The sequence below is a fragment of the Planococcus salinus genome (assembly GCF_003719725.1).
Lineage (GTDB): Bacteria > Bacillota > Bacilli > Bacillales_A > Planococcaceae > Planococcus > Planococcus salinus.
In genome coordinates this window covers 236,223-248,405 of sequence record NZ_RIAX01000003.1, presented here as the reverse complement: position 1 = coordinate 248,405, position 12,183 = coordinate 236,223, and the positions used below count along the sequence as shown (strand labels likewise).

General features: G+C 42.7%; 11 protein-coding genes and 1 riboswitch. All 11 genes read left to right on the top strand.

The window, feature by feature from the left end; all coding sequences use genetic code 11:
• The first annotated feature begins 333 nt into the window (after positions 1 to 333).
• The 11 genes from EEX84_RS05990 to EEX84_RS05940 all read left to right on the top strand — a co-directional run bounded on the left by EEX84_RS05990 (position 334) and on the right by EEX84_RS05940 (position 12,145).
• The gene (locus EEX84_RS05990) at positions 334 to 1,551 is read left to right on the top strand and encodes a M20 metallopeptidase family protein (protein WP_123164697.1); all 1,218 of its coding nucleotides are present in this window, start codon (positions 334 to 336) and stop codon (positions 1,549 to 1,551) included.
• Between the two features lie 29 nt (positions 1,552 to 1,580).
• Complete coding sequence (locus EEX84_RS05985) at positions 1,581 to 3,140, top strand: ABC transporter substrate-binding protein (RefSeq protein ID WP_123164696.1); 1,560 nt, start codon at positions 1,581 to 1,583, stop codon at positions 3,138 to 3,140.
• A gap of 73 nt (positions 3,141 to 3,213) precedes the next feature.
• Positions 3,214 to 4,131 carry a nickel ABC transporter permease gene (gene nikB, locus EEX84_RS05980; protein WP_123164695.1) on the top strand — a complete coding sequence of 306 codons (918 nt, stop codon included), beginning with the start codon at positions 3,214 to 3,216 and terminating at the stop codon, positions 4,129 to 4,131.
• A gap of 61 nt (positions 4,132 to 4,192) precedes the next feature.
• Positions 4,193 to 5,065 carry an ABC transporter permease gene (locus tag EEX84_RS05975; protein WP_240033930.1) on the top strand — a complete coding sequence of 291 codons (873 nt, stop codon included), beginning with the start codon at positions 4,193 to 4,195 and terminating at the stop codon, positions 5,063 to 5,065.
• A 16-nt stretch (positions 5,066 to 5,081) separates the two neighbouring features.
• Complete coding sequence (locus tag EEX84_RS05970) at positions 5,082 to 6,086, top strand: ABC transporter ATP-binding protein (RefSeq protein ID WP_123164693.1); 1,005 nt, start codon at positions 5,082 to 5,084, stop codon at positions 6,084 to 6,086.
• Positions 6,064 to 7,104, top strand: coding sequence for an ABC transporter ATP-binding protein (locus EEX84_RS05965; RefSeq protein WP_123164692.1), 1,041 nt, complete (start codon positions 6,064 to 6,066; stop codon positions 7,102 to 7,104). The genes EEX84_RS05970 and EEX84_RS05965 overlap by 23 nt, the downstream gene beginning before the upstream one ends.
• A complete protein-coding gene (locus EEX84_RS05960) occupies positions 7,088 to 8,230 on the top strand; it encodes a M20 family metallopeptidase (RefSeq protein ID WP_123164691.1) in 1,143 nt (380 codons plus the stop codon). Before EEX84_RS05965 ends, EEX84_RS05960 begins: the two co-directional genes overlap by 17 nt.
• 202 nt (positions 8,231 to 8,432) lie before the next feature.
• The gene (locus tag EEX84_RS05955) at positions 8,433 to 8,702 is read left to right on the top strand and encodes a hypothetical protein (protein WP_123164838.1); all 270 of its coding nucleotides are present in this window, start codon (positions 8,433 to 8,435) and stop codon (positions 8,700 to 8,702) included.
• A gap of 190 nt (positions 8,703 to 8,892) precedes the next feature.
• A riboswitch (SAM riboswitch) is annotated at positions 8,893 to 8,999 on the top strand.
• Between the two features lie 88 nt (positions 9,000 to 9,087).
• Entirely contained in the window at positions 9,088 to 9,633 is a 546-nt protein-coding gene (ssuE, locus tag EEX84_RS05950) for an NADPH-dependent FMN reductase (RefSeq protein WP_123164690.1), read from the top strand.
• A 30-nt stretch (positions 9,634 to 9,663) separates the two neighbouring features.
• Positions 9,664 to 11,046 carry an LLM class flavin-dependent oxidoreductase gene (locus EEX84_RS05945; protein WP_123164689.1) on the top strand — a complete coding sequence of 461 codons (1,383 nt, stop codon included), beginning with the start codon at positions 9,664 to 9,666 and terminating at the stop codon, positions 11,044 to 11,046.
• A 151-nt stretch (positions 11,047 to 11,197) separates the two neighbouring features.
• Positions 11,198 to 12,145, top strand: coding sequence for a dipeptidase (locus EEX84_RS05940; protein WP_123164688.1), 948 nt, complete (start codon positions 11,198 to 11,200; stop codon positions 12,143 to 12,145).
• The last annotated feature ends 38 nt before the right edge of the window (positions 12,146 to 12,183 follow it).

Genomic DNA, 12,183 nt, shown 5'->3' with positions numbered 1-12,183 from the left:
TCTTCACTCAATAAATGGTCTTTGTTTTTACTCAAGCCGTACAGCGAGGTATCGTTGTACGGCTTTTGTGATTTGAGAGTTAAATAGACTTACTAAAAATTAAATTATTTCCATATAGATTGGGTAGTTTACCACCGCTTACTTTGTAAAAAACTATCTTGTATTGTATTAATCTATATAAATTCGTAATAATATTTAAATTATTTTAATAATTGCATTGATTTCCTAAATTATATAGTATATGTTAAACAATGAATAGTTTGAAAATATTAAATTCATTCTATTATTAATTTTGCTGACGATATGAAGTTTTTAACGTGAAAGGAGAGACTAATGGAAAGTGTAAAAGTCGAAAAACCTCTCTTGTTGCAGGAAGCGCTAAATTTAAAAGAATACATAATACAGTGCAGAAGGCATCTACATATGAATCCGGAACTGTCTTTCGAAGAATACAAAACTTCGGAGTTTGTTTTAGAGAAGTTGGAGGATTTAGGCTATGAAATTACAGCCCCTATAGCGAAGACCGGCATAGTCGCTCTTTTGCGAGGCACAGAACCAGGGCCAACAGTGGCGCTAAGGGCAGACATGGATGCTTTGCCGATTCAAGATGAAAAAACTGTTCCATATGCTTCAACAGTACCTAAAGTTGCTCATTTATGCGGACATGATGCACATACTTCTATATTGCTTGGTGCTGCAACCATTTTAAGCAAACACCGCCCTCAAAAGGGAAATATCAAACTGCTATTTCAGCCAGCAGAAGAAGGGTTTGGTGGCGCTCGTTACATGGTTGAGGAAGGGGTATTGGAAAATCCCAAAGTGGATGCCATTGCTGGATTGCACGTCCATCCTACAGCGAAAACCGGAACGGTTACTGTTGCTGAAGATGTTGCGATGGCCTGTACTGACTCTTTTGATATTGAAGTGATCGGGAAAGGGGGACATGCTGCCCATCCGCATATGTCAGTGGATTCAATAACGGTAGCGGCTGAATTAGTATCTTCTTTACAACAAATTGTCAGCAGATCCATTGACCCGTTAAAGCCCTCTGTCTTAACAATCGGGAAAATCGAAGGAGGCTTTAAACGCAATATTATCGCTCCTTCAGTTCGACTCGAGGGAACTGTACGATTATTGGATCCGACGTTAAGGGAAGTAGTCGCTGGACGCATGGAACAGTATGTAAAAGGGATATGTGAAGCAATGGGAGCTACTTATAAACTGGATTATCGCTACGGCTATCCTTCTGTGAAAAATGACAATTCTTTAATTCCGCTGTTGAGTTCTGTATCTGACAAAATTTTAGGTGAAGAAAAACTGACTATTGTGGATCCGAGTATGGGCGGAGAAGATTTCGCTTATTACGCTGAAAAGGTCCCTGGAATTTTCTTCCGTCTAGGAATCTATAACGAAGAAAAGGACTGTGTTTATCCTAACCACCATCCCAAGTTCGATGTAGACGAAGATGCTTTACCATATGGTTCGGCTATTTTAGCTCAGTTTGCTCTTGAATATATAGAAGAGAAAACTAGAGAAACAGAAAATTTATAAATTCTAAGGTTATATAAGGGGGAAAAACAATGAAGAAAGTTTTTGGTTTAGCAAGTACTTTGTTAATATCAGCAGGAGTTTTAGCAGCCTGTGGAGGAGGAGAAGAAGAGCCTTCTGCAACAAACGACAACGGTGGCTCGGAAGATGATCGTACATTAACAGTTGCAATGGGTACTGATATGGTGACTTTCGATGTGCATAACCACGTTAATACTTCGACAGAAGCAATTCATGTAAATATGTTTAATTATTTATTTAAGCGGGATAATGAAACGGGAGAAATTCTTCCTGATTTAGCAGAAGGATATGAAAAAATTGATGACTTAACTTGGGAAGTGAAATTAAAAGAAGGTGTAACTTTCCATAACGGTGAAGCACTTGACTCGGAAGACGTTAAATTTACTCTTGAAAGAGTTGCGCATGATTCGACACTTCTTGATCATATCAACTATAACTCAATCAAAGAAGTCGAAGTGATTGATGACCTAACTTTCCGCATTATTACTAATGCTCCCGATCCGGCACTACTTAACCGAATTTCTAGAATCGCTTCAAGTATTCTGCCGTCAGAGTACATTGAAGAAAATGGAATGGATCACTTTTTAGAAAACCCAGTCGGAACTGGACCATTCGAATTTTCTGAATGGATTCGTGATGACAGAGTTGTGCTAGAGGTATATGAAGATTATTTTGAAGGACAAAATGAAGAATGGGATGAAGTGGTTTTCCGTGTAATCCCTGAAAATTCCACGAGAGTATCCGAGCTATTGACAGGCGGTGTGGATCTTGCGACAAACATTCCACCGAGCGAGTGGGAGCGGGTAGAAAGTAACGAAGGAACGCATTTGTCTCAAGAAACATCCAACCGTACAATGATGTTGTTTTTACGTTCCACTGAGGGATACCCAACTGCTGATCCTAAAGTTCGCAAAGCTTTGGATTTAGCGATTGACAATAAAGCTATTACGGACAATTTGTTAAATGGTGCTGGTACTCCAACAATCACTCGCGTAGCGCCAGGTAACTTCGGTTTTGCTGAAGAACTTTATGACACTTATAACTACGATGTGGAAGAAGCAAAAAAACTATTGGCGGAAGCTGGTTATCCAGACGGCTTTGAATTAACATTCCATTCCCCGAGAGGACGTTATTTACAAGATGCTGAAGTTGCTGAAATGGTTGCCGGTATGTGGTCTGCCATTGGAGTGACAGCAAATGTAGAATTTATGGAATGGAGCAGCTTTGTTGAAATGCGTAATGCAGGTGAAAATGAAGATGTTTTCTTATTAGCTCTAGGTAACTCGATGTTTGACGCTGCTAATGCTTTGGATTGGTATAACTATGAACGTTTCAAAGGACAAATTGATTACCATAATGAAGAAGTTGAGGCTTTATTAGAAGCAGCTGCTCAGAACATGGATCCCGAAGAAAGAGCACAACAGTATATTGAAGCTCAACACCTACTAGCTGAAGATACAGCCCACATTGTCTTACACCAAGAATCTATTAATGTTGGTGTGAGTGATGCGATCGATTATTCTCCAACAATGGATGAAATTATTTACGTCGATACGATTACTAAAAACTAGTGTTTGGTAGTGGGAAGGTAGAGCTTGGCTCTGCCTTCTTTTCTTATTTAAAAATTCAGTGAGGTGGCATACTGTGAACAATTATTTTGTAAGGAGAATTTTGCAGATTATACCTGTTTTATTAATTATCTCTTTCATTGTCTTTTCACTGGTTTTTGTAGCGGGTGATCCTGTGGCTTTGATGCTGCCGGATGATGCTTCCCAAGAAGACGTTGAATTACTGAGAGAGTCTTTAGGTTTAAATGAGCCATTTTTAGTTCAGTACGGTACATATGTTGCTAACTTTGTCCAAGGGGATTTTGGGGAGTCTTATCGCTATGGGCAAGATGCTATGTCGGTTGTGCTGGAGAGACTTCCTGCAACATTGGAATTAGCTATCGCTGCATTATTAATAGCGTTGGTCATTTCTATTCCTTTAGGGATTTGGTCTGCTACTAAACAGAACTCGGGCATTGATTTAATTGCCACAGGAGCAGCTGTATTGGGGAAAGCGATGCCTAACTTCTGGCTGGGGATTATGCTGATTCTGCTTTTTTCGGTTTCTTTGAGTATGTTTCCTGTTTCAGGAAGAGGAACTTTAGCGCATTTAGTTCTTCCTTCCATTACGCTCGGGACAGGGATAGCCGCTGAAATGACACGACTTATAAGGTCCAGCATGATTGAAACGTTGAACCAGGACTATGTAAGAACAGCTAAAAGTAAAGGATTAAAAAATAGAATTGTTGTATACAAGCATGCTTTTCGAAACTCGTTAATACCAGTAATTACAATTACTGCTCTTCAAACTTCAACATTGGTGGGCGGAACTTTGATTACTGAGACTGTTTTCTCGTGGCCAGGAATGGGACAACTTTTGATCCAAGCGGTCAATACACGTGACATGGCAATCGTTCAAGCTAGTGTATTCGTTATTGCTTTGTTAGTAATACTGATGAATCTCATAGCGGACTTACTATATCGTCTATTGGATCCGCGGATTAAATACAATTAAGGGGGTATAAAAATTGAGTCATGAATCCCAAGCTGTGATTAATGAAGTTTCTGAAGACAGCATTCGAAAAAAGCCCTCTTCTTTTAAAAGATGGAGTAAGTTATTGCTGAGAAGCAAAACCGGTACAGTGGGTTTGGTCATAGTATTATTTGTTTTTCTGGTGGCTGTATTGGCACCTGTTTTAGCACCACATGATCCAGCGGCTATTAATGCGGCCAATATGCTGAAGCCTCCTTTTTGGATGGAAGGAGGGAGTACGGCCCATTTACTCGGGACAGATAATTTAGGCAGAGATATATTAAGCAGAATTATTTACGGTTCGCAGATTTCCTTGTTAGTAGGGATAACGTCCGTAGTCGTAGCAGGAATTATTGGAGTCACCGTAGGATTAATTGCAGGGTATTATGGAGGGTTTATCGATAATGCTTTAATGAGGCTTGTCGATTCTTTCTTAGCTATACCGACTATTTTATTTGCTCTTGTTATCCTCAGTGTTTTTGGGCCAAGTGTGATTACCTTAATATTCGTGTTAGGGGCAACAAACTGGGTAAATTATGCCCGCTTGGTGCGTGGTGAAGTATTAACGATTAAAGAGCGTGATTTTGTTCGAGCTGCCCATTCAATTGGAGTAAAGAGCAACAAAATCATTACTCGTCACCTGCTGCCGAATGTCATTTCTTCTTTTATTGTTATTTCGACTTTAAGTGTGGCGACGACAATTATTCTTGAGGCATCGTTAAGCTTTTTAGGATTGGGCGTCCAACCTCCAACTGTATCATGGGGAAGTATCTTAAGTGATGGTAGAGATTACTTGGCTACCAGTTGGTGGCTGGCCACTTTTCCTGGTGTTGCTATTACTATTACGGTGCTTGGGATTATCTTTTTAGGCGATTGGTTGAGGGATGTCCTGGATCCGCGCTCTAAAGCAAAATAAAAAGGAGTGATTCCTGATGTCGGAAGAATTATTAAATATAAAGAACTTAAAAACATACTTTCATACAGAGAATGGAATTGTTCCTTCAGTCGACGATGTATCTATCACTATAAATAAAGGTGAAACATTGGCAATTGTAGGGGAATCCGGATCTGGAAAAAGCGTAACGTCTTTATCAATTATGCGTCTTATTGATTCCCCGGGGAAAATAGAAGAAGGGGAAATCTTATTTAATGGAAAGGATATCGTCCCTGTGCCTATGAAAGAAATGCGGGCGCTTCGGGGGAATGATATCGCGATGATTTTCCAAGAACCCCTTACTTCTTTGAATCCGGTTTTTACAATTGGCAATCAAATGTCAGAGTCTATCAAACTTCATCAGAAAAAAAATAAAAAAGAAGCAAAAAAACTAAGCATCGAAATGCTACAGAAAGTGGGAATCCCTCGAGCGGACAAGGTATTCGATTCATTTCCACACTCCCTAAGCGGGGGAATGAGACAACGAGTTATGATTGCCATGGCTCTTTCCTGCAATCCTCAATTGTTAATAGCGGATGAACCTACTACTGCTCTTGATGTGACAATTCAGGCGCAAATATTAAAGCTAATGAAGAACTTAGTGACAGAACTTAACACTTCAATACTTCTGATCACTCATGACTTAGGGGTAGTCGCAGAAATGGCTGATCGAGTGGTCGTTATGTACGCAGGGCAGGTCGTAGAAGAAACGGATGTGTTTACATTGTTTCAAGATCCGAAGCACCCATATACAAAAGGACTTATGGACAGTACCCCTAAGATTCATGAATTAAAAGATGAACTATCTTCGATTCCTGGAGCGGTACCAAGTCCACTTGATTATCCGAAAGGCTGTCGCTTCATTGATCGTTGCCCCTTTGCTATGAAAAAATGTGCCGAAGAGCATCCGAACCTGGAAGAAATTTTGCCGAAGCACTCTGTTAGGTGCTGGCTTCATGAAGAAAAGGTGGTGGATTTACATGACACAAAATCATTTGCTTGAAGTTAAAGGGTTAAAAAAGGCTTTCGATGTTTCTGAAGGGTTTTTCAAAAGGAAGAAACAATTCCTTTATGCTGTAGATGGACTGGATTTTTTTGTGGATAAGGGAGAAACGCTTGGGATTGTCGGTGAGTCAGGATGTGGAAAGTCTACCACAGGAAACTTGATCGGCCAATTGCTTGAACCGACGGAGGGAGAAATTATTTTCCAAGGTGAAGATTTGACGAAATTGAAAGGCGAAACTCTGAGAAAGAAGCGGGCAGAAATTCAAATGGTGTTCCAAGATCCTTTTTCTTCGTTGAATCCTCGTATGCGTGTGTTTGATTTAATTGCTGAACCTTTGAGAACTCATCAATCATTAAGTAAACAAGAACTTAATGACAGAGTACATGAACTAATGGACTTAGTAGGATTAAATCGCTCATATACTAATCGTTTTCCACATGAGTTTAGTGGAGGACAACGTCAAAGAATTGGGATTGCACGAGCGATTTCTTTAAACCCTAAATTGATTATTTGTGACGAACCAGTGTCTGCATTAGATGTCTCGATTCAATCGCAAATTCTCAATTTATTGGCCAAGTTGCAAAAAGAATTGAATTTGACATTCATATTTATCGGACATGGTCTCCCAGCTGTAAAGCATATTAGTAATCGGATTGCAGTTATGTATCTCGGAAAAATTGTAGAACTAACCACGAAAGAAAAGTTGTTCCAAAATCCGAAACATCCTTACACTGAAGGGCTTTTATCAGCTGTTCCGATTCCTGATCCGATGCAACGAAATGTGGAAGATAGAAAGTTATTGGAAGGTGACATCCCGAGTCCGGCCAATCCGCCTTCAGGGTGCAATTTTCATACGAGATGTCCTTACGCTCAAGATATATGTTCGAAGGTTGAACCGGCATTTGAAGAAAAAGAACCTGGTCAATACGCGGCCTGTCATTTCCCTCTCAACGACGGGAAAGGTATCATCAGCCCAAAAAAGGAGATGCTAATAGGCAATGGAATATTTCACTGAAAACCTGGAGTCGATGCTTGAACTACTGGAGACACTAGTAAATATTGATAGTGGCTCGAAATACAAAGAAGGTGTAGACAAAGTCGGAAAAATTCTAAGCGGGGAATACCGGGAGTTGGGTTTTTCTGTTGATGTGCGGGAAAACGCAGAGCACGGAAACAACTTGGTTATTAAACACAAGAACGCTCAGGAACCAAAAATTTTACTTATAGCTCATATGGACACAGTATTTCCTGCAGGAACAGCTGCCGCAAGGCCTTTTACTGTAAAAGAAGACTTGGCTTACGGACCTGGAGTGGCCGATATGAAAGCCAGTCAAGTCACTTTGCTATATGCTATGAAGTATTTATTGGAAACAGAAAACGAAGCGCTGAAGAATGTCGTCATCATATTGAACAGCGACGAAGAAATTGGTTCTCCGACTTCAAGAGGGTTGATTGAACAAATGTCGGAAACAGTGGATTATGCGCTCGTCATGGAGCCAGCCAGAAAAGATGGTTCCATTGTATCCTCACGGCGAGGAGGAGGCCGTTATACAGTCACAGTCCAGGGGAAAGCAGCCCACTCGGGTGTTGCGCCTGAGGAAGGAATCAGCGCGATTGAAGAATTGGCTCATAAAACAATCAAGCTGAACAGACTTTCGGATCACCAGAAAGGGATTTCTGTAAGTGTCGGTATCGTAGAAGGTGGAGATGCCGTCAATATGATTCCGGATCGTGCTGTTGGATATGTAGATGTAAGAGTGGAAAGTGAAGAGCAAAGTGTGGAAATCAGCAGGAAAATCGAAGAAATTTGTTCGGTGCCAGATCTTGAAGGGACAACGATCGAGTTAAAAGGCGGAATCAACCGCCCGCCAATGGAGCTGAATGAGAAAAACCAGCAGTTACTTTCACTGGTTCAAAGAGTCGGAAATACACTGGGGCTTAAAGTGAAGAATACCCATACAGGCGGAGGATCAGATGCGTCTTTCCCTTCTTATCTCGGAGTAGCAACCATCGACGGAATGGGCCCTATTGGAGGGAAACTCCATAATGAAGGAGAATACTTGGAAGTAAATTCTATGCCGGAAAGAGGTTCCTTGCTGGCTCAAACCATTTCCGCAATCCATGAAAAAGACAGTAAATAAAGAAAGAATGTATCATCCGCTGCGGCATACTGCTGCAGCGGATTTTTGTTCCACTTTAGCGGTTGTCGGACCCGTTGTATTCAATGGAATGGAAAAGTTTCTGCCGAATAAGTTTCCCTTTGTCTTTGCGGGCACAACTTTCAAAGCCAGATCTGACGTTCTTTGCTATACTATCGGTAACAGCAGAAAACGGAGGGATCACATGAACAACATCTGGGAAGTGAAGTACGGAACGCATAGGATTCGTGTGGAAAATACGCTGACGAGTGAAAAGCTTTACGTTGATGGTGTGTTGCAGGATGAATTAGCCGGTCTGCATCTGAGTACCCGTCTGTTTGGGAAAGTGAAGAACGAAAGCGGGGAAACTGAAGATATCAAGGTCTCTATCGGTTTTTACTGCCCGAATGTGAAATGCCGGATTTTTGTTGGTGAGCGGCTGCTGTATTCCACGGACGTGCAATGGGAAGGGTAACAGCCCGACAACAGTTGGTTGCTTTAAAGCTGACGAACTGTATCGGAGTCAGCAGGTGCAGATGCATCTGCTTTTTTAGTGGAATTGTTGCGAAACGGAAGATGAAAATTCATTTGAATAAAATGACAGAATAGTATATTTACTGTTGACATTTATAAACCTGAGTAATATGATAGGTTTTAACCGAATATTCTTATCCAGAGAAGCCGAGGGACTGGCCCGTTGACGCTTCAGCAACCTCTGACAATTGTCAGAAAGGTGCTAAATCCAGCAAGATTTTTTCTTGGGAGATAAGAGAGCCGAATTCGATGTTCATCAAGCCCTCTTTTCTCATTCTTTGAGAAAAGAGGGCTTTTTTATTTTCACAAAAGAAAGGGAGAGTTGCATGAGCGAAATAGTCATTTTATCCGGAAGTCCATCTGAAACGTCAAGATCGGAATTGGTATTAAAGTATTTAGGCACTTTATTGAAAAAAGAAGGGTTTTCTGTCACCCACCTGTCTGTGAGGGATGTGCGGCAGGAAGATTTGTTTCTGGGGAAATTCGACAGCCCGGCCATTGGTGAAATCAGTGCTTTGATCCACGGGGCCAAAGGAGTGATTGTCGGCTCCCCGGTTTACAAAGCTGCTTATTCAGGTGTACTTAAAGCTTTAATCGACCTGTTGCCGCAGGATGTTCTGCGGGACACGCCAGTGCTGCCGCTGATGACTGGAGGCAGTATCGCGCATCTATTGGCACTCGATTACGCTTTAAAGCCGTTGCTTGCCACGCTGAAAGGACAGAACTTGAAAGGGGTTTACCTGGTCGACAGCCAAATCGATAAAAACCAGCCGGAACAGCCGGTCATAGAGGAAGAAGTGCTGCAGAGGCTGACAAAACAGCTTGTATATTTCACTGACATCGTCAACAAACAAAGCGAAGCAGTGCGTTAACAGATTGACCAATCAAAGGAGGAATAGCAAATGACGAGCAAACGAATCTATTTGAACGCTTTTGATATGAACTGCGCAGGGCACCAATCACCGGGATTGTGGACACATCCTGAAGACCAATCACATACATATAAAGACAGTGAGTATTGGATAGAATTGGCCAAGCTTTTGGAAAAAGGGAATTTTGACGCAATTTTTCTGGCGGATGTATTAGGCACCTATGACGTTTATGAAGGTTCAAGAGATGCGGCTGTTCGTCAAGGAGCCCAATCACCGGTCAATGACCCATTGCTCGTCGTTCCGCTCATGTCGGCGGTGACCAGCCATCTTGGATTTGGCGTCACGGCATCGACAACTCATGAACATCCCTATACTTTTGCGCGCCGTATGTCGACGTTGGATCATTTGACCAAAGGGCGAGTCGGATGGAATATCGTCACTTCGTATTTGAAAAGTGCAGCTGTCAATATCGGCATGGAAGATCAGGTAAAGCATGATGAACGGTACGACATTGCGGCAGAATACTTGGAGGTGTGCTATAAGCTGTGGGAAGGCAGCTGGGAAGATGATGCAGTGGTGCTGGACAAAGTGAATGGCATTTATACAGATCCCGCCAAGGTCCATGACATCAATCATGAAGGTACCTATTATAAAGTGCCGGGCGCCCATTTGACGGAACCTTCCCCTCAACGGACACCGGTCATTTACCAGGCCGGTGCATCGACAAAAGGGGTAAAGTTTGCCGGTGCAAACGCGGAATGTGTCTTCATAGGCGCACCGACAATCAATGCTGCTAAACAATCGGTGAAAAAAATAAGAAACGCCGTTGAACAGTCGGGGCGTGCAAAAGAAGAAGTGAAAGTCCTGACCATGTTTACGCCAATTGTTGGCAGAACGGAAGAAGAAGCAATTGCGAAATACAATGACTATAAAAAACATATCAGCCATGAAGGGGCACTGGCGTTGTTTGGCGGCTGGACGGGAATCGATTTGTCCGGCTATGCAGCGGACCAGACATTGGAATACGTCGAGAACGATGCCATCCAGTCAGCATTGGAAAGCTTCACAAAAATTGATCCGGATAAAAAATGGACTGTGGAAGATATTAAAGAATTCGTTGGCATTGGCGGGATGAGTGCTTTTACAGTCGGCTCCGCCGAGCAGGTGGCGGATACGATGGAACACTGGATCAACGAGACAGGAGTTGATGGTTTCAATATTGCCTACGCGGTTACTCCCGGCACATTCAAGGATTTTGTCGAGCTCGTTGTGCCGATTTTACAGGAACGGGGGTTGGTGCGCACGGAATATGAAGGCAGTTCTTTGCGTGATAACTTGTTCGGCGAAGGCGACCGCTTGCCGCAGCATCATCCAGGAAAGCGTTACTCTTTGGAAAAAGCACTTGCGGAATAAACAGGGACCCCTGAAGAGCGAATAGCTTTTCAGGGGTTTTTAGGTGTTGATTGCCAATAAAAATTTTCCCCATCTCCTGGCATTTCTTCTTTCTATTCTGTATGTTGAAGATATTCGAGTATTTATATAGAGGAAAGTGGGGAGTGATGAAATGAACATCATTGATACACATTGTGATGCATTATTGAAATTGCAGATGGCCAAGAGGCGTACCGGCCAGGCACTGGATTTCAGCAACTCGGAGCAGTTGGACACACATTTCCAGCGCCTTCAGCAAGGCAACGTGAAAGCCCAGTTTTTCGCGATTTTTATCCATCCGGATGTTCCTTCGGATGAAAAATGGCAGCATGCATTAGAGCAGATGGATTTGTTTTATACCGAAATTATCGGCAAACAGCCGGCGATGAAGCATATCAAGAACTGGCAGGACTTCGATCACTTAAAAGAAGGGGAAATCGGGGCAGTTTTGACGTTGGAAGGAGCGGATGCGTTCGGCAATGATCTGATGAAGCTTCGCCATCTGTACCGTTTGGGTGTTTTGTCCATTGGACTGACCTGGAACAATGCCAACCTTTGTGCCGATGGCGCCGGCGAACCGCGCGGTGGCGGTTTGACGCTGCTGGGGCGGGAAGTGATCCGGCTGAACAATGAAAACAAAATTTTCACGGACGTCTCGCATTTATCTGTCAAGAGCTTCTGGGATACCATCGAACTCGCTGATTATCCCATTGCCAGCCACTCCAACGCCAGGTCGCTGTGCGATCATCCGCGTAATCTTGACGATGAACAAATCAAGGCCATGTTCGTCCAAAACGGTCTGATCGACGTTGTATTTTGTCCGCAATTCATCAACAAGGGCAGTGACAGAGCCACCATTCCAGATCTTCTTCGCCACGTGGATCATCTTTGTGCCTTGGGCGGTGCTGACCACATTGGAATCGGTTCCGATTTCGATGGCATCACTGACCATGTTGACGGGTTGGGAGACGCTTCTGAATTTCCCAATTTGATCAATGAATTGCAAAAGCATTATTCAGAAGAAGAAGTAGAGGGGTTCGCTTACCGGAATTTCCTGCAGCACCGGCCGGGAATGGCGTGATGGAAGCTTAGCTTTTTTGGTTCTGCAGACATAAAAAT